The 21,947-nt window shown below is 66.1% G+C and carries 19 protein-coding genes and 1 pseudogene; 13 read left to right on the forward strand and 7 right to left on the reverse strand.

Annotation, left to right across the window (positions count from 1 at the left end; all coding sequences use genetic code 11):
• Positions 1-68: 68 nt before the first annotated feature.
• A complete protein-coding gene (locus tag QUE25_RS11345) occupies positions 69-911 on the reverse strand; it encodes a formyltetrahydrofolate deformylase (RefSeq protein ID WP_286265061.1) in 843 nt (280 codons plus the stop codon).
• A 112-nt stretch (positions 912-1,023) separates the two neighbouring features.
• Between QUE25_RS11345 and QUE25_RS11350 the strand changes: the two genes are divergently transcribed.
• Both QUE25_RS11350 and QUE25_RS11355 read left to right on the forward strand, forming a co-directional pair.
• Positions 1,024-2,241, forward strand: a complete 1,218-nt coding sequence (locus tag QUE25_RS11350; protein WP_286265063.1) for an NADP-dependent isocitrate dehydrogenase — start codon at positions 1,024-1,026, stop codon at positions 2,239-2,241.
• Positions 2,242-2,299: 58 nt separating this feature from the next.
• Positions 2,300-3,763, forward strand: a complete 1,464-nt coding sequence (locus QUE25_RS11355; protein ID WP_286265065.1) for a hemolysin family protein — start codon at positions 2,300-2,302, stop codon at positions 3,761-3,763.
• A 23-nt stretch (positions 3,764-3,786) separates the two neighbouring features.
• Here the strand turns inward: QUE25_RS11355 and QUE25_RS11360 are convergent, their stop codons facing one another.
• Positions 3,787-4,641: a DUF2510 domain-containing protein gene (locus tag QUE25_RS11360; RefSeq protein ID WP_286265066.1), complete on the reverse strand. Its 855-nt coding sequence runs from the start codon at positions 4,639-4,641 to the stop codon at positions 3,787-3,789.
• A 5-nt stretch (positions 4,642-4,646) separates the two neighbouring features.
• The gene (locus tag QUE25_RS11365) at positions 4,647-5,960 is read right to left on the reverse strand and encodes a TrpB-like pyridoxal phosphate-dependent enzyme (RefSeq protein ID WP_286265068.1); all 1,314 of its coding nucleotides are present in this window, start codon (positions 5,958-5,960) and stop codon (positions 4,647-4,649) included.
• A gap of 59 nt (positions 5,961-6,019) precedes the next feature.
• Here QUE25_RS11365 and QUE25_RS11370 point away from each other — a divergent pair, with 59 nt between their 5' ends.
• From QUE25_RS11370 to QUE25_RS11395, 6 genes are all read left to right on the forward strand, one after another.
• A complete protein-coding gene (locus QUE25_RS11370; protein ID WP_286265069.1) occupies positions 6,020-6,850 on the forward strand; it encodes a BMP family lipoprotein in 831 nt (276 codons plus the stop codon).
• Positions 6,851-6,861: 11 nt separating this feature from the next.
• The gene (locus tag QUE25_RS11375; RefSeq protein WP_286265072.1) at positions 6,862-7,947 is read left to right on the forward strand and encodes a BMP family lipoprotein; all 1,086 of its coding nucleotides are present in this window, start codon (positions 6,862-6,864) and stop codon (positions 7,945-7,947) included.
• 78 nt (positions 7,948-8,025) lie between these two features.
• Positions 8,026-9,075 carry a Dyp-type peroxidase gene (locus tag QUE25_RS11380; RefSeq protein ID WP_286265074.1) on the forward strand — a complete coding sequence of 350 codons (1,050 nt, stop codon included), beginning with the start codon at positions 8,026-8,028 and terminating at the stop codon, positions 9,073-9,075.
• On the forward strand, positions 9,072-9,887 hold the full coding sequence (locus tag QUE25_RS11385) for a family 1 encapsulin nanocompartment shell protein (protein ID WP_286265075.1): 816 nt from the start codon (positions 9,072-9,074) through the stop codon (positions 9,885-9,887). Before QUE25_RS11380 ends, QUE25_RS11385 begins: the two co-directional genes overlap by 4 nt.
• A gap of 8 nt (positions 9,888-9,895) precedes the next feature.
• Complete coding sequence (locus QUE25_RS11390; protein ID WP_425332713.1) at positions 9,896-10,285, forward strand: cytidine deaminase; 390 nt, start codon at positions 9,896-9,898, stop codon at positions 10,283-10,285.
• A gap of 10 nt (positions 10,286-10,295) precedes the next feature.
• A complete protein-coding gene (locus QUE25_RS11395) occupies positions 10,296-11,234 on the forward strand; it encodes a ribonuclease HI family protein (protein ID WP_286265079.1) in 939 nt (312 codons plus the stop codon).
• A gap of 27 nt (positions 11,235-11,261) precedes the next feature.
• Here QUE25_RS11395 and QUE25_RS11400 read toward each other — a convergent pair whose 3' ends face one another.
• The gene (locus QUE25_RS11400; RefSeq protein WP_286265081.1) at positions 11,262-12,338 is read right to left on the reverse strand and encodes a hypothetical protein; all 1,077 of its coding nucleotides are present in this window, start codon (positions 12,336-12,338) and stop codon (positions 11,262-11,264) included.
• A gap of 136 nt (positions 12,339-12,474) precedes the next feature.
• Between QUE25_RS11400 and metG the strand changes: the two genes are divergently transcribed.
• The 4 genes from metG to ilvA are packed head-to-tail and all read left to right on the forward strand — an operon-like array spanning position 12,475 to position 17,227.
• Positions 12,475-14,265, forward strand: coding sequence for a methionine--tRNA ligase (gene metG / locus QUE25_RS11405; RefSeq protein WP_286265084.1), 1,791 nt, complete (start codon positions 12,475-12,477; stop codon positions 14,263-14,265).
• A 7-nt stretch (positions 14,266-14,272) separates the two neighbouring features.
• Positions 14,273-15,145: a Sir2 family NAD-dependent protein deacetylase gene (locus QUE25_RS11410; RefSeq protein WP_286265086.1), complete on the forward strand. Its 873-nt coding sequence runs from the start codon at positions 14,273-14,275 to the stop codon at positions 15,143-15,145.
• Between the two features lies 1 nt (position 15,146).
• Positions 15,147-15,986 carry an aldo/keto reductase gene (locus tag QUE25_RS11415; protein WP_286265088.1) on the forward strand — a complete coding sequence of 280 codons (840 nt, stop codon included), beginning with the start codon at positions 15,147-15,149 and terminating at the stop codon, positions 15,984-15,986.
• Positions 15,983-17,227, forward strand: coding sequence for a threonine ammonia-lyase IlvA (ilvA, locus tag QUE25_RS11420; protein WP_286265090.1), 1,245 nt, complete (start codon positions 15,983-15,985; stop codon positions 17,225-17,227). Before QUE25_RS11415 ends, ilvA begins: the two co-directional genes overlap by 4 nt.
• A 161-nt stretch (positions 17,228-17,388) precedes the next feature.
• Here the strand turns inward: ilvA and QUE25_RS11425 are convergent.
• Both QUE25_RS11425 and QUE25_RS11430 read right to left on the reverse strand, forming a co-directional pair.
• Positions 17,389-18,537, reverse strand: a pseudogene (locus QUE25_RS11425) (PTS fructose transporter subunit IIC); the annotation flags it as partial.
• 53 nt (positions 18,538-18,590) lie between these two features.
• Positions 18,591-19,832, reverse strand: a complete 1,242-nt coding sequence (locus QUE25_RS11430) for an IS256 family transposase (protein ID WP_043537034.1) — start codon at positions 19,830-19,832, stop codon at positions 18,591-18,593.
• Positions 19,833-19,920: 88 nt separating this feature from the next.
• Between QUE25_RS11430 and QUE25_RS11435 the strand changes: the two genes are divergently transcribed.
• Positions 19,921-20,229: a transposase gene (locus QUE25_RS11435; protein ID WP_286268552.1), complete on the forward strand. Its 309-nt coding sequence runs from the start codon at positions 19,921-19,923 to the stop codon at positions 20,227-20,229.
• Between the two features lie 154 nt (positions 20,230-20,383).
• Here the strand turns inward: QUE25_RS11435 and QUE25_RS11445 are convergent, their stop codons facing one another.
• A complete protein-coding gene (locus tag QUE25_RS11445; protein ID WP_286265094.1) occupies positions 20,384-21,940 on the reverse strand; it encodes an IS1634 family transposase in 1,557 nt (518 codons plus the stop codon).
• Between the last annotated feature and the right edge of the window lie 7 nt (positions 21,941-21,947).

Here is a 21,947-nt window from a genome sequence, read left to right on the forward strand (position 1 = left end):
AGGGCGGGCGGACGCGGGCGCAGGGGCTGCGGACGTAGGGCGGGCGCGGTCGAAGGGGAGTGCCGGGGTCACTTGAAGATGACGGTGCGGATGCCGTCGAGGAAGATCCTTTTCTGGGCGAAGAGACGTACCGCTGCGGTCAGGGTCTCCGATTCGAGGCGCTGGCCGACACTGGACAGTTCCGAGACCGTGTAGCTGTGGTCCACGCGGTGCACGTTCTGTTCGATGATCGGGCCCTCGTCCAGATCGGAGGTCACGAAGTGCGCGGTCGCGCCGATCAGTTTGACGCCCCGGATGTGCGCCTGGCGGTAGGGATTGGCGCCCTTGAAGCCCGGCAAGAAGCTGTGGTGAATGTTGATGACGCGCCCGGCCAGATCGTCGCACAGTTCGGGAGACAGTATCTGCATGTAGCGGGCGAGTACCACCAGATCGATATCCAGATCTGCCACGCATTGCCGGATGCGGTTCTCGAATTCGTGCTTGTTCTCGGGGAGCACCGCCTGCGAACCGAACTCGATGCCGTAGAACTCGGCCAACGAGCGCAGGTTGTCATGGTTCGACAAGATCAGCGGAATCTCGATGGGCAGATCACCGGCCCGCAGATGGAACAGCAGATCATTCAGCGGTCCTGCGGCCTTGCTGACCAGCACCAGTGCGCGGGCCTTCCGGTTCGCCGCACTCACCTGCCAGGCAGCGCCGAACAGGTCGCTGACCTGCTCGATCACCTGGCAGAAATCGTCCGGATGAACAGGAGTATCGACCTCGACCCGCATGAAGAAGCGTCCGGTATCGAGCGACGTGAATTGCTGAAGTTCGGTGATATTGCCCCCGCAACCGACAATCGCCCCGGTCACCGCATGAACGATGCCGGAAGTGTCGTTGCAGGAAAACGTCAGAATCAACTGGTGCACCCGGAGAGCCTACCCGTCCGGCCGCCGAGTGACTACGTATCGGCATCAGGCTTGACCGGGGTTGCCAGACGCTACATTGGTGCGCAGTAATCGTCAACGAACAGGAGCGCTCATGGGCAAGATCAAGGTGGCCGGTACCGTCGTCGAACTCGATGGGGACGAAATGACCCGCGTGATCTGGGCGTTCATCAAAGACCGTCTGATCCTGCCCTATCTGGACGTCAACCTCGACTACTACGACCTCAGCATCGAGAACCGCGACGCCACCGACGACCAGGTGACCGTCGACGCTGCGAACGCGATCAAGCGCGAGGGCGTCGGGGTCAAGTGCGCGACCATCACCCCGGACGAGGCGCGGGTGGCCGAGTTCGGCCTGAAGAAGATGTGGCGCTCGCCCAACGGGACGATCCGCAACATCTTGGGCGGGGTCATCTTCCGCGAGCCGATCGTGATCAGCAACATCCCGCGGTTGGTGCCGGGCTGGACGAAGCCGATCGTGGTCGGTAGGCACGCCTTCGGCGATCAGTACCGCGCCACCGATTTCAAGGTGCCGGGCGCCGGCACGGTGACCATCACCTACACCCCCGAGGACGGCTCCGAACCACTGGAACTCGAAGTGGTCAAGATGCCCGAGCACGGCGGCGTCGCGATGGGCATGTACAACTTCAACGACTCGATCCGCGATTTCGCGCGGGCGTCCATGAGCTACGGCCTGCAGCGCGGCTACCCGGTCTACCTGTCCACCAAGAACACCATCCTCAAGGCCTACGACGGCCAGTTCAAGGACATCTTCGCCGAGGTCTACGACGCCGAGTTCAAGTCGCAGTTCGAGGCGGCCGGGATCACCTACGAACACCGGCTGATCGACGACATGGTGGCCTCCGCCCTGAAATGGGAGGGCGGCTACGTCTGGGCCTGCAAGAACTACGACGGCGACGTGCAGTCCGACACCGTGGCGCAGGGCTTCGGCTCGCTGGGCCTGATGACCTCGGTGCTGATGACCCCGGACGGCAAGACGGTGGAGGCCGAGGCGGCGCACGGCACCGTGACCCGGCATTTCCGTCAGCATCAGCAGGGCAAGGCGACCTCGACGAATCCGATCGCGTCCATCTACGCCTGGACCGGCGGTCTGAAGCACCGCGGCAAGCTGGACGGCACCCCCGAGGTCACCGAGTTCGCGCGCACCCTCGAGGAGGTCTGCGTGCAGACCGTGGAGTCGGGCCGGATGACCAAGGACCTCGCCCTGCTGGTCGGCCCCGACCAGCCGTGGCTGACCACCGAGGAGTTCTTGGCCGCGCTGGACGACGGGCTGGCCGCCCGGCTGGCGTGAGCGCTCGCGCACAATCGCATGCCGAATGGCCCCGGTAGACTCACTGGAGTGAGTAATCATGTCTGACCTGCTCGTTTCTATCGGGGTCATCTTCGTCCTGCTGTTGGTCGGCTTCCTCTTCTCCGCCGCGGAGATGGCGCTGGTGACCCTGCGTGATTCCCAGATCCAGCGGCTGCAGGCCAAGGGCAAGCGCGGCCGGGCCATCATGGCCCTGACCGACAACCCGAACCGCTTCCTGTCGTCGGTGCAGATCGGCGTGACGCTGGCGGGGTTCCTGTCCTCGGCCTTCGGCAGCGACTCGCTGGCCGGCAAGTATCTGGCGCCCTGGTTCGAGAGCCGCGGGATGGCCGCGGGGCTCGCCAGCGTGCTGGCAGTGGTCGTGGTGACCGCGATCATCTCATTCTTGTCGATCGTGCTGAGCGAGCTCACCGCCAAGCGGCTGGCCATGCAGCGCCCCGAGGAATACGCCCTCGCGCTCGCGCCGATGGTCAGCGCGATCGCGAAGGCCGCGACCCCCTTGATCTGGCTGATCGACAAGTGCACGAACATCATGGTGCGCATACTCGGCGGTGACCCCGAGGCGGGCCGAGAGGCCGTCACCGAGGACGACCTGCGTTCGATGGTGGCCAACGCGGACATGCTCGGCGACGAGGAGAGACGCATCGTCGACGACGTCTTCGACGCGGGGGACCGCAGCCTGCGCGAAGTGATGGTGCCGCGTACCGAGGTCGATTTCCTTCCCGGCGATATGTCCGCCTACCAGGCAATCCGGCTGGTGCAGGGCAATCAGCGGTCCCGCTATCCGGTCACCGACGGCTCGCCCGATCAGGTGATCGGCTTCCTGCACGTGCGCGATCTGATGGGTTTGGACGCGGCCGCCCGGCAGGCCCCGGTCCGGCAGTTGGCGCGTCCGGTGCTCAGCCTGCCGGAGACCGTCAAGGTGCTCCGGGCGCTCACCGAGATGCGCCGGGAATCATCCCATCTGGCGATCGTGCGTGATGAATACGGCGGCACGGCGGGCATCGTCACCATGGAAGACCTGATCGAAGAACTCATTGGTGATATCACCGATGAGTACGATGTCGTGGACGATGACCAGATCAAGCACGAGATGGTCTCCGATCTGGAGGGCCTGATCTCGCTGCAGGACTTCGCCGATCGCACTGGTTATGAGATCCCCGAGGGGCCCTACGACACGCTCGCGGGGTTCCTGATGTGCCGCCTGGGACGCGTGCCCCGCCTGAACGACGAGATCATCGTCGATCTGGCCCCGGTCAACGCATCCGAGGACGCCCCGCAACTGGCGAGTTTCTCGATGCGGGTCTCGGAGATGGATGGCCGCCGGATCGCCTGGATCGATGTCACGCGGCAAGAGAATGCGGAGGCCGCCCCGCCGCGCGAGGACGCCTCGGCCAAGGAGCCGGTGGACGACAACGACCGAGCCCGTCGCCACGACAGCGCGCTGCGCCGCCAGCTGGCCGAGGCATCTCAGGCAGCCGACGAGGCGACCCCTGGTATCTGAGCAGCCCGGCCCGCGGACGGCCGTCAGCGGCTGATCCGCAGGCCGGCGGCGACCTGGTCGACTGCGGCAGCGTGGTCGTCCCGCTCGACCGGCACGGCGGAGAAGAACCAGGTGCGCTCGGGCGCACTGTCGATGACGATCAGCCGCAGCCGGGAACCTTTGGTCTCGAGTTGCGGGTCATCGAAGCGGACGATGAAGTCGGCCTGGGTGCCCGCGACCTCGTCGATGACCACAGACTGCTCGGTGTAGTCGTCCATCGCGACATCGATGCTCACATAGAAGCCGCTGGTCAAGATGCACTGGGCCATCGTCCGTGCCGAGTTGGCGGTGCTGGTGAAACCTGGGTCGGCCAGGATCCCGATCGTCATGGACGATGCCCACGGCCGCTGATAGGGCAGCTGCTGCGAGTAGCCCCAACCGTCTCGTCCCAGCGGCATCCGCGGTTCGGACCGCGGACCCGACCAGTCCGCACCAGGCGAAGGCATCGACAGCGGCCCCACTGTGAGGGGATCCATGGTGACCGCCGACGTGCCCGAGCCCGAAGCGGCTTCGCAGTTCAGCGGCGCGGCGCTGCTGGGGTCCGGGGTCGGGGCCGACGTCTCGTCCCAACCGCTGGCGGTCGGCGCCGCCGAGTTGGTGTCCTCGACACCCGGGCCGGGGCCGCGCCCACCCTGCCAGATGAGCGCGGCCACCACCACGACGGCGACGACAACCACGAGCAGCGCGAGCAGCCAGCCCCGGCCACCATTCCGGCCGGGCGGGCGCGGCGCCGCGCCGGTCCCGGCGGCAGACCGCACATCATTGGTCCACTGCGCCCCGTCCCAGCGCCGCAGCCCTCCGGAGCCCGCGGGATCGGGATACCAGCCGGGCTGACTCATCCCAATCAGGCGTCGATCATCGTGCCGGACAGATAGTCCGCATAGGCCGGCAGATCGAGTTGCCCGTTACCGGAAAGCCCGATCAGCACGACCTGACCGTCCGCATCGTTGTCGGCAGCCCGCAGATGGGCCACCGCTCCGGCGATGGCATGGTTCGACTCGGAGGCCGGGATGATGCCCTCGGCCCGGGCGAAGAGCACGCCCGCGGCGAACGCATCGCGCTGCTTGATCGCGACCGCGTCCAGCAGCTTCTGGTCGTAGGCGGCGCTGACCAGCGGGGACATGCCGTGATAGCGCAGCCCGCCGGCGTGTACGGAGGCCGGCACGAAGTCGGCACCCAGCGTGTACATCTTCAGCAGCGGAGTGAAACCACCGGTGTCGCCGAAGTCGTAACGGTATTCGCCCTGGGTGAGCGACGGCGCCGCGGCCGGCTCGCAGGCCCGCACGTGCACCGAGGCGCCGGCGGTCAGATTCTCATGCAGGAACGGGAAGCTCAGACCGGCCAGGTTCGAGCCGCCGCCCGCGCAGGCGAACAGGTGATCGGGCAGCCTCTCACCCGCGAGCTCCAACTGGGCCAGGGTCTCCAAACCGATGATGGTCTGATGCAACGCCACGTGGTTGAGCACGCTGCCCAGCGAGTAGTTGGCATGCGGATCCTTCGCGGCTTCTTCGATGGCCTCGCTGATGGCCATGCCCAGTGAACCGGTCGTATCGGGGAACCGCTCGCGCAGCTGGCGGCCGATCTCGGTGCGATCCGAGGGGCTCGGCGTCACATGCGCGCCGAAGGTCTCCATCTGAATCCGCCGGTACGGCTTGGTCTCGTAGCTGTTGCGCACCTGCCAGACATCGCAGGTCAGCCCGAACACCTGACAGGCGAACGACAGCGCAGCGCCCCACTGGCCGGCTCCGGTCTCGGTACACAGCCGCTTGATGCCGGCCTGCTTGTTGTAGAAGGCCTGCGCGACCGCCGAGTTCGTCTTGTGGCTGCCGACCGGGGACGCGCCCTCGTACTTGTAGTAGACCCGGGCTTTTGTGCCCAGCGCCTGCTCGAAGCGGTGCGCCCGGTACAGCGGCGACGGACGCCACAGTCGGTAGATCTCGGCCACAGCATCGGGAATCGGGATCCAGCGCTCGGTGCTCACCTCCTGAGCGATCAGCGCCTCCGGGAAGATCGCCGCCAGATCGGCCGGCCCGGCGGGTTGCTTGGTGGCCGGGTTCAGCGGGGGCGGCGGGGGAGTCGGAAGATCGGGAGTGAGGTTGTACCAGTGCGTCGGCATCTGGTCCTCGGGCAGCAGGAACTTGGTGCGCTCATCGGTCATGGGTTGAGGCTAGCTGATCACTGAACTATGGTCGCCGTGGATCATAAGGAGGTTCGCCGGTGCGTCTGGTTCGTCCACTGTTGTGTGCCCTGGCGGCCATCACCGTCGCTGGTTGTGCGAGCGGTCCCGATGCCGGTACGGCAGTCTCGTCCACCCCGGTGGCTTCACCGGGAGCATTCAAGGTCTGCATGGTCGCCGACGAGGCGGGCTTCAGCGATGGCGGGATCAACCAGTTGGCCTACACCGGCATGATGGCGGCCGCCACCGATCTGAAGCTTCTGGTCGGGCAGGCGCAAGCCGATGCCCAGACCGACTACGCGGCATCGATCGCCTCACTGGCCGCCGCGCAGTGCACGCTGATCATCACCGTCGGCCAGCAGCATGCCGGCGACGCTCAGGCCGCAGCGCAGGCCAACTCCGGCGTCAAGTTCCTGCTGGTGGATGCCCAACCGGCCGAACCCCGGGCAAACCTGAAACCACTGCTGTTCGACCTTGCCGACGCCGCCTTCCTGGCCGGTTACGTGGCCGCGGCCCAGACCCAGACCGGCACGGTCGCTGAGCCGACCGGTGCCGACGAGCCCTACCGCAACGGTTTCGCGGCGGGGGTGGACTACTTCAATCAGGCCAAGGGTGCTGCCGTGGCGGTCGTCCCGGATGCTGCTGCCAGCACCGATGGCGTTCGCAAGGTCGTCGACGCGGCCGTCATCAGCGCGATCGGTGAGGCCGCGCGCGGCCAGTTCACCAGCTCGCCGTATTACGGAACGCTGAAGGACGGCGGAGTCGACATCGCGCCGCTGGACGCCTCGGCCGGCGATGAGCTCAAAGCCGAGGTGGAAGCAGTTCGCGCCGCGCTGATCAATGGTTCGGTCACACCGCCGGCCGCGGGTTAGGCTGTCGAACCATGACGAAGCGATGGATGGCGTTCGCCGCCGGGCTGCTGGCATTCGCTCTCGCCGGGTGCGCTCAACCGCCGGTGACCGCCACTACCGACGTCACCGAACCCGATGATTCTGCCGCGGGCAGCTACAAGGCATGCCTGATCACCGACGCCGGCAGCGCGTCCGACGGCAGCCCCGCCCAGCAGGCGATCAGCGGGCTGGATCGTGCGCAGCGCGAACTCGGTATCGAGACCAACTCGGTGACCGCTGATTCGGCCGCCGACTATCCGCGGGTATTGCAGTCGCTGGTGGACGCCCAGTGCTCCATCGTGGTCGCGCTGGGCAGCGGAATGGCCGATTCGGTCGAGGCTGCGGCAAAGACCAATACCGACGTCCAGTTCGCACTGGTGGATGCCACCCCGAACACGGCCCCGCCCAACCTGCGTCCGGTGTTGTTCAGCACTCACGAATCGTCCTTCCTTGCCGGATACCTTGCTGCCGCCCGTTCGGCCAGCGGCAAGGTCGGCGTCTTCGGCGCGCTGAGCGTGCCTGCGGTCACCATCTACATGGATGGCTTCGTGCAGGGTGTCGACTATTACAACCAGGCGAAGGGCGCCCAGGTGCAGGCACTCGGCTGGGACCTGGCGGCTCAGGACGGCACCTTTGTTCGCTCCGACGCGGCGCCCTACCAGGACCCGGCGGCCGGGCGGGTGGCCGCCGAGGCGTTGACGGCCCAGGGCGCCGATGTGATCATGGCTGTCGCCGGCGACTCGGGCACCGGCGCTCTGCAGTTGGCGGCCGACACCGGGACCCTCAAGGTGATCTGGACCGACACCAACGGCTGCCTGACCGAGGCCGTCGCCTGCGACCAGCAATTGGGCTCGGTGGTCAAGGATCGCGGCTCGGCCGTGTACGAGCTGATCCGCGCCGACAAGGACGGACGCAATGCCTCCGGGGTCTTCACCGCTGCCTTGCGCAATGACGGCACGGCACTGGTCGAAGCACGGGATGGGGATTTCGGTGCCGACTTGACCGCTGAACTCGACCGAATCGCTAAGGATATCATCGATGGCTCGATAAGCGTGACCTCACCTTCCGCAATTGGCTGACCTGCGAACAGCCGCCCCCGCCACCGAATTGGGAACCCCTAGGATGGTTGACCAATAGGGCGGATGAAGGGCGGTTTGATGTCTGGGGCGAAGCCACAAGAGCTTGCACAGCCCATCTTGGGGGTGCCCGCAAAGTCGGCGATCTATCTGACCGTGACCGTGCGGGCAGGTTCCGAGCAGGCGGTGCGTGAAGGGCTCGCAGACGTGCCCGGACTTAAGCGTTCTGTCGGGTTCCGCGTCCCCGAGACGGGGCTCAGCTGCGTGACCGGCATCGGTTCGCGGTTCTGGGATCGCGCGTATGCCGATCTGCCGAGGCCGTCGGGGCTGCACCCGTTCATTGCGCTGACCGGGTCGGTCCATACGGCGGTCAGCACGCCAGGAGACGTTTTCTTCCACCTGCGCGCTTCTCAGCCTGATATGTGTTTCGAATTGGCCCGCCAGTTGATGCTCCATTTCGACGGCATGGTCGATGTCGAGGACGAGGTCTACGGCTTCCGCTATTTCGATGAGCGTGATCTGCTCGGATTCGTGGATGGCACCGAGAACCCCGAGCCTCCGGTCGACGACATCACCGCAGCGCTGATCGCCGATGACCCGCTCTACAACGGCGGCAGCTATCTGGTCGTCCAGAAGTATCTGCACAATATGAGCGCCTGGGATGCGCTGCCGGTCGAGGAGCAGGAACGGGTGGTCGGCCGCACCAAGCTCAGTGACATCGAACTGCCCGATGACGTCAAGCCGTCGAACAGTCACGTCGCGTTGAACGTGATCGAGGACGCCGACGGCAACGAGCTCCAGATCGTCCGTGACAATCTGCCGTTCGGGCGCGTCGGGCAGAGCGAATTCGGCACCTATTTCATCAGCTACGCCGCCGACCCGGCGGTAACCGAGCAGATGCTCACGAACATGTTCATCGGCAATCCGCCGGGCAATTACGACCGCATTCTCGATTTCTCGACGGCGGTCACCGGATGCCTGTTCTTCGTCCCCCCGATCGGGTTGCTCGACGATCCGGAATCGTATGCCGATCTTCCTGCCGAACCGTGCAAGTCCACAAATTCAACGCATTCATCACGTACCGACGGCTCGCTGGGTATCGGCAGCTTGAAAAGGAGTGGTCAGAAATGAACAACCTGCATCGCGAACTAGCCCCGATCTCCGAGGCTGCATGGGAACAGATCGAGGACGAGGCGCGCCGCACCTACACGCGGTGGATCGCTGGGCGTCGGGTCGTCGACGTCACCGGCCCCGAAGGCTTCGAGCTGTCGGCGGTCGGCACCGGGCACCTGCGGGCGATCGAGGGCGTCGCGGAGGGCGTCATCACCAGCCAGCGCGCGGCCAAGCAGGTCATCGAACTGCGGGTCCCGTTCCGGGTGACCCGTCAGGACGTGGACGATGTGGAGCGCGGCTCCGAGGATTCGGACTGGCAGCCGGTCAAGGATGCCGTCCAGCAGATCGCGCTGGCCGAGGACCGGGCGATCTTCCACGGCCTGGGCTCGGCGGGGATCGACGGCATCGCACCCACCAGCAGCAACCAGCTCGTCCACGCCTCCGACGACGTGACCGAGTTCCCCGAAGCCGTCGCACACGCGGTCAATGAACTGCGCCTGGCCGGGGTCGGCGGCCCCTACAGCCTGCTGCTGTCGGCCGATCTGTACACCGAGGTCTCGGAGACCAGCGATCACGGCTATCCCATCGTCGATCATCTGGCGCGGATGCTCGACGGCGAGATCATCTGGGCACCCGGGCTGGAAAGCGGCGGCCTGTTGGTGACCACCCGCGGTGGCGATTACGAGTTGTACCTGGGCCAGGACCTGTCGATCGGCTACCTCTCGCACAACGCCGACACCATCGAGCTGTACCTGCAGGAGTCGTTCACCTTCCTGGCTTACACGGCCGAGGCCAGCGTGGTGCTCCAGATCGAGGCGGACGAGGACTGAACCGCCCGGTGATGGCCGGCTGGGACGAGCTGCTGGCTGCGGCTCGGGAGATGACCACCCGCAGCTACGCTCCCTACTCGAAGTACCCGGTGGGTGCTGCCGGCACGGCCGACGATGGACGCCTGGTCACCGGCTGCAATGTCGAGAACGCTTCCTACGGGTTGACGCTGTGCGCCGAGTGCGGGCTGATCTCGCAGCTGATCGCGACTGGAGGCGGACGGCTGGCCGCGTTGTGCTGCGTCGACGCGTCCGGAACCGTCATCATGCCGTGCGGACGCTGCCGCCAGCTCTTGTGGGAGCACGGCGGTCCCGATCTCCAGGTGCTGACTCCGAACGGGCCACAAGCCATCTGCGATCTCCTGCCGCAGGCCTTCGGCCCGGCAGATCTCATGCGCTAGCCTGTCGCTCGTGATCATCGCAGCCGCAGACGGTTCGTCCTTGTCGAACCCCGGTCCTTCGGGCTGGGCGTGGTACATCGACGACGATCACTGGCACGCCGGGGGCTGGCCGAAAGGCACGAACAACAAGGGCGAGCTGTACGCGGTGCTCGATCTGCTGCGCTCGACCGCACATCTGCCGGACGAGCCGTTGAAGATCTTGTGCGACAGCCAGTACGTCATCAATGCCGTCACCAAGTGGATGCCCGGCTGGAAACGGAAGGGCTGGAAAAAGGCCGACGGCCAGCCCGTGCTCAACCAGGACCTGCTGAAGGCCCTGGACGAGGCGCTGGTGGGCCGCGATGTCAGCTTCGAGTGGGTCAAGGGTCACGCGGGGCATGCAATGAACGAGGCCGCCGATGAGCGGGCCCGGGCAGCAGCTACCGCCTACCGGGACGGGACCGCCGTGGAGCACGGACCGGGCTTCGGGTCGGTCGAGGCGGCCGAAGCAGCGGTCCTCGAAGAGATACCGGTTGTCTCACCGGCGGCTGCTGCACAGCCCGCGGCGAGGCCAGCTGCGCCCGCGTTGTCGGCTCAGGGGCAGCCCCGGCCGACGTCGGCGACCGAATTCGACCCCGGCATCCAGACGGTCATCGGCTACGAGAAAGAACTGCTTTCCGACAAGGTGCGCAGCGATCCCATGAGGGTGCGTGAGCTGTTGCACCCGCAGTTCAGCGAGTTCGGCGCGTCCGGGAGGATCTGGACACGCAACCGGCTGCTGGCCGATATCGCGCCGATGCCTGTGCGGGTGAGCTACGAACCGATCGCCGCCGACCGGCTGGCAGACGATGTGATCCTGTTGCGCTGGCGGGCGGTCGGCGCCCACAGCACCTGGCTGCGCAGTTCGGTCTGGCAGCTGGTGGATGGTAGTTGGCGGCTGCTGTTCTCGCAGGGCACGCAGGTGCCGTAACCGGTCCCAGCCCTTGCCGGAAAGGACCTAGGCGTAGGTGGCGCACCGGCCCGCAACGTCGATGTTGCCGTTGCCCTGATCGAAGTCGATCTTTGCCGATGCGAGAGTGCCTCGTCCGCGGTCGCCGAAGTAGAAGTTGCCCTTCATCACGTCGGGGTTGCCCATCAGCCCATCTGCCACCCAGGTGTCTGCGATCTGCCTTGCTACCGCCTCGTTTGCCTGGGTGATCTCCAGAAAATCGACATTGTCGGTGGCGGTGTCCAGATCGCGGGTGCTGAACTGGCCGGTCAGGCTCACCTTGGTGCCGTCGGCTCCGGACGAGTTCGTGCAGGGGGCTTCAGACACGCTCAACGGCACCACCCACAACATGTCAGGGCCGGCTGCTCGCAGGGTGCTGTCATACAGCGCGGACAGGTCCTCGCGGACGGCAGCGACAGGCACCGCCGGATCAAGCGGCTCGACGGGCTCTGCTGTGGGATATGTCTGCGCCGGTGCCTCGTCGCCGCCGCCGGTGCTGGAAGAAGACGCCGTCTGGGAGGAGTACGGGCTGTGGTACCGGCCGTGCTGGACGAGCAGCCAGCCCTGCCGCGCGATGACGAGGACGAGACCCGCGGCGATCAGCCGCCAGGCGATCCGTCGTGCCGCGGGTGGGAGCCGCAGATCCTGCTTTCGTTGTCGCCAGGCGAGCCCTGCTGCTCCGGCTGCGGTCACGATGATCCACAGCGACAGCGGTGGCGTCAGCCATTTCGACCAGGCCGACGCATGGTAAGTCAGCTGGACCAGCGCGTCGAGCAGCACCATGACCAGTGCGTAGCCACCCGCGAGAATCCCTGCCCTCGCGATCCGGTTCGGCGCGTTCATCGCCGCCGCGGTGAGTGCTCCGATGAGGACGGACAGTGCCGCGCTGGTGGGCAGGCGGGTGATGCCGAATAGCCGGATGGTCAGAAGTACCGACGTGAGCCCATATCCGCCGGCTGTGCTGTCGAACCACACCGAGACGGCGATGATCGCTACCAACATCAGCAGCGACCCGATCCACAGCGCATGACCGATCACTCGCAGCGCTGGCGTCCGGTATCGCACTTGCGTCCGGTATGAGGTCACGGGTCGATTATTCCTCACGTATTCGCGGCGGCCGTCAGCGCATCGTCTGCGCGATCGGCGGGTCTGCCGGCGACCGGCCGGCAACAGCCCTGAGCGGTGGGTGGCCCACCAGCGCCGAGCCCCTAGACTGTGGACCATGTGCGCTCACATTCTTGCTACCGCTGCCTGGCCCTATGCGAATGGGCCGCGTCATATCGGGCATGTCTCCGGCTTCGGGGTGCCCTCGGACGTTTTCGCGCGGTACATGCGAATGTCGGGTCACGAGGTACTGCTGGTCTCCGGCTCGGACGAGCACGGCACCGCCATTCAGGTGAAGGCCGAATCGGAGGGGCTCACCCCGCAGGAGGCCGCTGACAAGTACCACCGTGTCATCGTGCAGGACCTGCAGGGCCTGGGGCTCAGCTACGACCTGTACACCCGCACCACGACCGACAACCATGCCAAGGTCGTGCAGGAGATGTTCCGCGTCCTGTACGACAACGGCTACATCGTGCAGAAGACCCTGATGGGTGCCATCTCGCCGTCCACCGGGCGCACGCTACCCGACCGCTACATCGAGGGCACCTGCCCGATCTGCAAGTTCGAGTTCGCCCGGGGCGACCAGTGCGACAACTGCGGCAACCAACTCGATCCGATCGACCTGATCAACCCGCACAGCCGCATCAACGGAGAGACTCCGGAGTTCCGTGAGACCGAGCACTTCTTCCTGGATCTGCCCGCGTTGGCCGACCAGTTGAAGGAATGGCTCGACACCCGCCAGGACTGGCGTCCCAACGTGTTGAACTTCAGCTACAACTACGTCAAGGAGCTCAAGCCGCGCGCCATCACCCGCGACCTCGACTGGGGCATCAAGATCCCGATCGACGGCTGGCGCGACGACGACATGAAGCGCATCTACGTCTGGTTCGACGCGGTCACCGGCTACCTGTCGGCATCGATCGAATGGGCCAAGCGCACCGGCAATCCCGACGCCTGGCGCGACTGGTGGAACGACCCCAGCGCTCGCTGCTACATGTTCATGGGCAAGGACAACATCGTCTTCCACTCGGTCATCTGGCCCTCGATGCTGCTCGGCGTCAACGGCCAGGGAAGCCGCGGCGGCAACCCCAGCCAGTGGTTCGGAATCCTCGACCTGCCGACCGAGGTCGTCAGTTCCGAGTTCCTCACCATGAAGGGCTCAAAGGTCGACACCTCCCACGGGCACGTCATCTACGTCGGCGACTTCCTGCGTGAATTCGGACCCGACTCCCTGCGCTACTACATCGCGGTGGCCGGCCCCGAAGCCCGCGACACCGACTTCACCTGGGACGAGTTCGTCCGTCGCAACAACACCGAGTTGGCCAACGAGTGGGGCAACCTCGTGAACCGCTCGGTTTCGATGGCCCACAAGAACAACGGCGCCATTCCGCCGGCTCACGAATTGCTGCCGGTCGACGTCGAACTGCTCGAGCACAGCAAGGCTGCCTTCGACACGGTCGGCACGCTGCTGGAGCAGCGCAAGTTCAAGCAGGCGATCACCGAGGCGATGCGGGTGGTGAGTTCGGCCAATCAGTACCTGTCTCAGACCGAACCCTGGAAGCTGAAGGACGACACCGACCGTCGCGACACGGTGCTGCACGTCGCTTTGCAGATCGTCTCGGATGCCAATACGCTGCTGACGCCCTTCCTGCCGCACTCCGCGCAGCGGGTGTTCGAACTGCTCGGCGGTGAGGGCGTCTGGGCGGCCCAGCCCGAGATCCACGAGGTGGACGAAGGCCCGGGCACCGCAACATACCCGGTGCTGACCGGTGACTACGCCCACGAACAGGCCGTCTGGCAGTCGCGTCCGATCGTTGCGGGCACCCCGCTGGTGAAGCCGACCCCGTTGTTCCGCAAACTGGACGACTCGCTCGGCGAGACCGGCCCCGAGTGGGCTCCGATCGCCTAGACCGCCGGTGTTGCGACAAGCCACCAGCCCCTGGCAACCGACCGCTCGGCTGGCCGGCGACCTGGAGCGCGCCCGGCAGGTGCTGGCCCAAGCGTCCAGCGTCGTCGTGCTGACCGGTGCGGGGATCTCGACCGACTCCGGCGTCCCGGACTACCGCGGGCCGAATTCGATCAGGGCCACTCCGATGCTGTTCAGTGAGTTCGTTTCAGACCCCGCGGCCCGACAGCGCTACTGGGCGCGCAACTATCAGGGCTGGGCACATCTACGCGGCGCACAGCCGAACGCCGGCCACCGTGCGATCGCGTCCTGGGAGCGCGGCGGACGACCCACCGCCCTGGCCGGGGTGATCACCCAGAACGTCGACGGGCTGCACGAAGCCGCCGGCACCCAGCGCCTGATCACCCTGCACGGGCGCTCGGCCGACGTCATCTGCCTGAGCTGCGGCGAGCTGATCGACCGGGCGGGACTCCAGACCAGGCTGGCCGAACTCAACCCTGATGTCGAGCCGATGCGCCGGCTCGAGCATGCCGAACTGCGTCCGGATGCCGACGCCGAGGTCGCCGACTGGCGCGGCTTCCGGGTGCCGGAATGCGAGCGGTGCGGTGGTGTGCTCAAGCCCGATGTGGTCTTCTTCGGCGAGTCCGTGCCCAAGCACCGGGTGAGTGCCGCGATGGCCTGGTGCGGTGGTGCGGACGCGCTGCTGGTGGCCGGGTCGAGCCTGACCGTGATGTCAGGGTTGCGTTTCGCGCGCCAGATGGCCAAACAGGGCAAACTGATCGTCATCATCAATCACGGCGCGACCCGCGCCGACGACCTGGCTGCCGTCCGCTTGGATATTCCGCTCTCGGCGGCCTTGGCTAGACTGACCACGGAGGTATGAGATGTCTTCTGCAGTACCGTCACCGCTGATCGAAATGGCTGGTGGAGTGCTTATTCCGCAGCTCGGATTCGGCACCTACAAGGCCACGTCATCGGAGGCGTATTCGAGCGTGCGGGCCGCGCTCGATGCGGGATATCGGCACATCGATACCGCCGAGATGTACGGCAACGAGCCAGACGTGGGCAGGGCCATCGCCGACAGCGGTTTGGCCCGTGACGAGGTGTTCATCACCAGCAAGCTCAACAACCCCTTCCACGAGCCCGCGGCCGCCCGACGGTCATTCGCTCAAACGCTGGAGGATCTGCAGGTCGAGGCCGTCGACCTCTTCCTCATCCACTGGCCCATGGCCAAGACGACCGATTACGTGGCGACCTGGCGGACGATGCTCGAGTTCCAGGCCGACGGCCGGGCTCGCGCCGTGGGTGTCTCGAACTTCGAGCAGAAACACCTGCGGGCGATCATCGACGCCACCGGTGTGAAGCCGGCACTGAACCAGATCGAGATCCACCCGTATCTTGCCCAGCGTGAGCTCGTCGATTTCGACACCGAACTGGGGATCGTCACTGCGTCCTGGTCGCCGTTGGGCCGCGGCGCGCTGCTGACCGACCCGGTGCTCACCTCGATAGCCGATGAATTGGGACGCAGCACCGCCCAGGTGATCATCCGCTGGCATCTGCAGCGCGGCTTGGTGGTCATCCCCAAGTCCGTGCATCCCGAGCGCATCGCGAGCAATGCCGACGTCTTCGATTTCGAGCTGTCGGACGACCAGATGGCCCGCATCAACTCACTCGACCGCGGTCAGCGCACCGGATCGAGTCCCGACAATGTGGAACTGGCATGACCCTGACTGCGTCCGACGTCGAGAAGGCGGCGGGGAGCCTGGCCCGGGTGGCCCGGCGGACCGAGTTGGACTACAACGATCGGCTGAGCAAGCTGACCGGTGCTCAGGTGCTGCTCAAGCGCGAGGACCTGCAGCCGGTCCGTTCCTACAAGCTGCGTGGCGCCTACCACCTGATGAGCACGCTCACCACGACCGAGCGGGCGGCCGGCGTGGTCTGCGCGTCCGCGGGTAATCACGGCCAAGGGGTGGCTTATGCGTGCGCCCGGCTGGGCATCAAGGGGCGTATCTTCTGCCCGACGACCACTCCACGGCAAAAGCGCGATCGGATGAAGTCGCTGGGCGGAGACTGGGTGGATCTGGTCTTCGTCGGCAACTCCTACGACGAGGCGGCAGCGGCCGAGAAATCGGTCGCCCAGACCACCGGCGCGATCCAGGTGCCGGCCTTCGACGACCTGCGGACGATCGCCGGGCAGGGCACCGTCGCCATCGAGATCGTCGATCAGCTGGGGACCGCTCCCGATGTGCTGCTCGTCCCGGTCGGCGGGGGAGGCCTGCTGGCCGGCTGCCTGACCTGGCTGCACGAACGCTGGCCTGCCACCCGGGTGATCGGGGTCGAGCCGGCCGGGGCCGCGTCCATGCAGGCTGCGCTGCGGGCGGGCCACCCCGTGCGGTTGGACCACATCGAGACCTTCGCCGACGGCGTGGCGGTGCGCAAGGCCGGTGACAAGACCTTCGAGATCATCAACCGGATCGGCTGCGACTGGGCGACGGTCGCCGAAGGCCAGATCTGCAGCGAGATGCTCGACCTCTACCAGGTGGACGGTGTGATCGCCGAGCCGGCGGGTGCGCTGGCGTCCGCGTCGCTGCGCAGCGTCGTCAGCGTTGAGCCCGATCAGACGGTGGTTGCGATCGTCACGGGTGGCAACAATGACGTCTCGAGGTATTCGGAGATCATCGAACGCTCGCTGGTCTTCGAAGGACGCAAGCACTATTTCTTGGTGCAGTTCCCTCAGGAGCCGGGCGCATTGCGGCACTTCGTGGACAGCGTGCTGGGTCCCGACGACGACATCGTCTTGTTCGAGTACACCAAGCGCAGCAACCGGGAACTCGGCCCAGCCCTGGTCGGGATCGAGATCGGCGATCCGGCGAATTTGCCGGACTTGCTGCGGCGGCTCGCCGATTCGCCATTGCAGGTCGAAGCCATCGACCCCGACAGCCCGTTCTACCGCTTCCTCGTCTGACCTTGGGTTGCCGGCTCACACCGGCGGGGTACGGCACACGACAAACGGCCAGGGACCATGTGTTCGACACATGCTCCCTGGCCGTTGTGAATCATCGGATCATGCCACCGGGAGATCTTGCCGCCACCAAGACACCGTGCCGGTGCTGGTGGCCGCAAGCATCAGGCGGCGGCCGCCACGGCCTTCTTCTTGTTGGCCCCGATCTGCTTGAGCACCGTCACCAGCAGTGCGGCGACCAGAGTGCCCGCGATGATGCTGACCACAAATCCCCAGAACGGGTCGATCGCGAAGAAGACGAACAGGCCACCATGCGGAGCCTTCGAGCCCACACCCAAAGCCATGCACAGTGCGCCGGTCACCGCGCCACCGGCCATCATGGACGGGATCACCCGCAGCGGATCTGCCGCCGCGAACGGAATAGCGCCTTCGGAGATGAACGCTGCGCCCAGCAGCCAGGCTGTTGTGCCGTTCTCCTGCTCGGCCGGGGTGTAGAGGTTCCGGCGCACCGTGGTCGACAGGGCCATCGCCAGCGGCGGAACCATGCCGGCAGCCATCACGGTCGCCATGATCATCCAGGACGCCTCAGTGCCTTGGGAAAGCCCCGCGGTGGCGAACAGGTAGGCCGCCTTGTTGACCGGGCCGCCGAGGTCGAAGCACATCATCAGGCCGAGGATAATGCCGAGCAGCACCGCGGACGCGCCGGTCATGCCGGTCAGCCAGTCCTGCAGACCGGTCATGGCCGCCGCCAGCGGACGGCCCAGCAGCAGCAGCATCAGCAGACCGACGAGCATGGTCGTGAGCAGCGGAATAATGACCACGGGCATCAGTCCGGCCAGCCAGCGCGGTGGTTTCAGTGAGGTCAGCCACAGCGCGACCAGACCTGCCAGGATGCCGGTGACGAGGCCACCGATGAAGCCTGCGCCGATGGCCACCGACAGTGCACCACCGATGAAGCCAGGAGCGATGCCGGGGCGTCCGGCAAGCCCGAAGGCGATGTAGCCCGACAGGGCCGCAACCAGGAAGCCCATGCCCCAGCCGCCGAGAGATGCCAGCAGCGCGCCGATGTACAACGCAAGCCCGGAAGCCGAGGTCGTCATCTCGACGCCGCCCGACATATAGGTCTGCGCGTCCGGCAGGTTCCACAGCGAGTAGTTGAGTGCCACGTCGTTCGAGACGAACGCCACGTCATAGCCACCGACAGCGAAGCCGAGCGCGATGAGCAGGCCACCTGCAGCCACGAACGGGATCATGTACGAGACGCCGGTCATGACCGCCTGCTGGATGCGCTTGCCCCAGCCGACCTGCACGCCGCCCTCAGCAGCGTCTGGTCAAGTCCAGTGGAGTGGTGTAGCGGTTCCTTCGTCTAGGCGGTGAGGGCGAGGGGTTCGGTCACCTCCTCAACGGCGTTGGTGATGGTGCTGAGTCGGCATCGTGCGAGGACGTCGAGGCCGAGGTAGCGGCGCCCTTCTGCCCACTCATCGGTCTGCTCGGCCAAGACAGCGCCGACGAGGCGGATGATCGCTTCCCGGTTGGGGAAGATCCCGACCGCGTCGGTGCGGCGGCGGATCTCACGGTTCAGGCGTTCGGCGGGGTTGTTCGACCAGATCTGGGTCCACACGTCCTTGGGGAAGCCGGTGAACGCGAGCACGTCTGCCCGGGCGGCTTCGAGGTGCTCTGCAACCTCGGGTAGCTTCTCGGCGGTGTAGTCGAGCAGACGGTCGAACTGCGCCTGGACCGACTTTTTGTCGGGTTGGTCATAGACCGAATGGAGCATCGCTTTGACCGCGGGCCACATGCTCTTCGGGGTCACGGACATCAGGTTCGCGGCGTAGTGGGTTCGGCAGCGCTGCCAGGACGCGCCAGGCAGGTTCGCCGCGATCGCCTCCACCAGCCCGGCGTGGGCATCGCTGGTGACCAGTCGGACCCCCGCAAGGCCGCGGGCCACCAGATCGGCGAAGAACGTGTTCCACGCCGGTTTGGTCTCGGAGGTGACGACCTGCAGGCCCAGGACCTCGCGGTGTCCGTCGCCGTTGACGCCGGTGGCGACGAGGACCACGGCGTTGATCACGCGTCCGCCTTCGCGGACCTTCATCGTCAACGCGTCAGCTGCAACAAACGTGAACGGCCCGGCCTCGCCCAGGGGGCGGTGCCGGAACTGCGCTACGTGTTCGTCGAGGTCGGCGGCCATGCGTGAGACCTGTGACTTCGACAGGCCGTCGATGCCCAGGGTCTTGACGAGTTTGTCCATCCGACGAGTACTGACGCCGGCGAGGTAGCAGTCAGCGATCACCGTGATCAGGGCCGCTTCGGCTCGTTTGCGGCGCTCCAGCAGCCACTCGGGAAAGTAGCTGCCGGAGCGCAGCTTCGGGACGGCCACGTCGATGGTGCCGACGCGGGTGTCCAGCGGGCGGTGGCGGTAGCCGTTGCGCTGCGCGACCCGCTCGGTTGAGGGCTGTCCCCATTCGGCGCCGCACACGGCGTCGGCATCGGCCGAGAGGAGGGCGTTGATCATGTTCTGCAGCAGCTGGCGCATCATGTCCGGAGAGGCTTCGGTCAGCAGGTTGCCCAGCACGCGGGCGGGGTCGACAATGTGAGGAGCGGTCATCGTGGTTGATTTCCTTTGAGAGAGCTTTGGTAGGTGAACTCGAAGGATCCCACGGTGACCGCCCTGCCGTCATCGACGGCCACGGCCACTGTGGGGGCTACACCACTCTAGGGGGCTCTACTCGTGGCGGTACCGCACGGGCGCTCCGTGGCGGGATGTGCCGGAGCGGTTTGGGAACTGGAACACGATCTACAAGAACTTCAATCGCTGGTCGGAGCAGGGCGTCTGGGCGCGCGTGCTCGAGAAGGTCCAGTCCCTCACGCATCAGCGCGGGGAGCTGGACTGGGTCGCGTCGATCGACTCGACGATCGTGCGCGTGCACCAGCACGGCGCAACCCTCCGCCGGGACACAGGGGGCTCGATCGAACTACAAGAAGTTCGGGGCGGAGCCGCCTGATCACGCGATAGGACGCTCTCGCGGCGGGCTCACGACGAAGAACCACCTGGTGTGTGACGGGAGGGGCAGGGCTCTCGCGTTTCTGCTGACGCCGGGGCAGGCAGCAGACACAAGCATGCTCATCGACACGCTCTCTGACCTGAGTTGGACCTCTTTAGTGCCCTCGATGGAGGGCGGTGAGTAGTTCGGCGATGTCGTCGGGGATGGCGGGTTCGGCGTCGAGTCGTTGACCACCGAGTTGGATGGTGACCTGCTGCAACGGGCGTAGTCCACGGACGATCTTCTTCAGCGACCACCCGCTACGGGCTTGCAGGTCGCGGGCGACGGCGAGCGCGGTGAACACGATGGTGAGGTGGGCCTCGATCGAGTCCTTCAGCCGGTGGTGGATCGGGCGGGCGGCGAGGTCGCTCTTCGACATCCTGAACGACTGCTCGACGTGCCACAGGTCGTGGTAGCTGGCGATGACCTCGGCTGCGGGCATGACTGCAGCGGTGATGTTGGTGACGTACCCCTTCAAACCGACCAGGGCCTCCGCGCGGGCGAGGGAGGCCTCGTCCAAGCTCGCCTGCTGGCCGGTGGTCTTCACGAACCGGACCTTCTTGGCCGGCTTGTCACCGTCGACGACGGCCTGGGCGCGGTTGCGTTGCAGCGCCAGGGTGCGTGTGTCCCGGGCTGCTCGCTTGGCCGAGTATTGCCACACGGCTCGCCACGCCGTGGGATGCACCGCGGGGTCCCACACCGGCTCGGCGCGTGTCTTCACGCGGTTGGGGTCGGGGGCGGTGGAGCGCATCGTGATCGTGTCGATGACCTGGCCGTCGGTGAACGCAGTGCCGTGCCAGCGGAAGTGCTTGGCCAGGTCGTGCGGGGCCTTGACGACGCGGGACCCGACGATGAACCGCAACCCGGCCTCGTCGATCGCCTTCAGGTTTGCCGCCGACAGCATGCCGGCGTCGGCGACGACCACCATGTCGGCCACACCGTGCCGCTGCTGGAACGCCTTGATGACCGGGATGATCGTGTGCGTTTCGGCCTTGTTGCCCTCGAAGCAGGCAATCTCCAACGGGTGGCCCGTGCGGTCCACCAGGAGACCGACCACAATCTGTGGGTCGACCCGACGTTCCTTGCTGAACCCGACCTTGCGGAGGTCGTCTTCGGTGTCGGTCTCGAAGTACAACGTCGTGACGTCGTATAACAGCAGGGACACATCACCGCCCTGTTCGGACCACACATGCTGGAAACACGCCTGCGCGATCTTGTCGCGATAGCCCTTGTCAGCACAGCGTTTCAGGCAGCGTTTCACCGTGGACAGGTGCACCGGCACCAGCCCGAGCTCCGCGATGACCCGCAAGCTGTCCAGCTTCGACGTGGGCTCCACCAGACGCGCTAGCACCAGCTGGAAGAACGCCTCATCCTCGATGGCGTCGAACCCGAGTCGTCCCCACGAGTCACGGACCACGTCGACCAATAGTTGGGAGCGTTTCCCCTCGATGACCGCCACCCCCGGCCGCACCCCCCGCTCGCCGGGCAACTCCAGCGCCGGCTGGTTCGCGTGCAGCTTGTCGTGGCCGACCCGCATCAACGCCGCCAACTCGGCCTCATCATGGGCGGACCCGAGGTGCTCCAGGATCGTGCGGACCCCATGGCGCTTCTCGACGATTTGCACCGCAGTGGCCCCCGAAGCGGTCTTCACCTTCCGCAGGAACGGGCTCACCGGGCGA

It is taken from the genome of Brooklawnia propionicigenes (assembly GCF_030297015.1).
Taxonomy (GTDB): domain Bacteria; phylum Actinomycetota; class Actinomycetes; order Propionibacteriales; family Propionibacteriaceae; genus Brooklawnia; species Brooklawnia propionicigenes.

Bases quoted from the DNA above. Each gene is read 5' to 3' on its own strand.
- QUE25_RS11350 (WP_286265063.1), top strand. From the start codon at position 1,024: ATGGGCAAGATCAAGGTGGCCGGTACCGTCGTCGAACTCGATGGGGAC.
- QUE25_RS11355 (WP_286265065.1), top strand. From the start codon at position 2,300: ATGTCTGACCTGCTCGTTTCTATCGGGGTCATCTTCGTCCTGCTGTTG.
- QUE25_RS11360 (WP_286265066.1), bottom strand. From the start codon at position 4,641: ATGAGTCAGCCCGGCTGGTATCCCGATCCCGCGGGCTCCGGAGGGCTG.
- QUE25_RS11365 (WP_286265068.1), bottom strand. From the start codon at position 5,960: ATGACCGATGAGCGCACCAAGTTCCTGCTGCCCGAGGACCAGATGCCG.
- QUE25_RS11375 (WP_286265072.1), top strand. From the start codon at position 6,862: ATGACGAAGCGATGGATGGCGTTCGCCGCCGGGCTGCTGGCATTCGCT.
- QUE25_RS11380 (WP_286265074.1), top strand. From the start codon at position 8,026: ATGTCTGGGGCGAAGCCACAAGAGCTTGCACAGCCCATCTTGGGGGTG.
- QUE25_RS11385 (WP_286265075.1), top strand. From the start codon at position 9,072: ATGAACAACCTGCATCGCGAACTAGCCCCGATCTCCGAGGCTGCATGG.
- metG (WP_286265084.1), top strand. From the start codon at position 12,475: ATGTGCGCTCACATTCTTGCTACCGCTGCCTGGCCCTATGCGAATGGG.
- QUE25_RS11415 (WP_286265088.1), top strand. From the start codon at position 15,147: ATGTCTTCTGCAGTACCGTCACCGCTGATCGAAATGGCTGGTGGAGTG.
- ilvA (WP_286265090.1), top strand. From the start codon at position 15,983: ATGACCCTGACTGCGTCCGACGTCGAGAAGGCGGCGGGGAGCCTGGCC.
- QUE25_RS11430 (WP_043537034.1), bottom strand. From the start codon at position 19,832: ATGACCGCTCCTCACATTGTCGACCCCGCCCGCGTGCTGGGCAACCTG.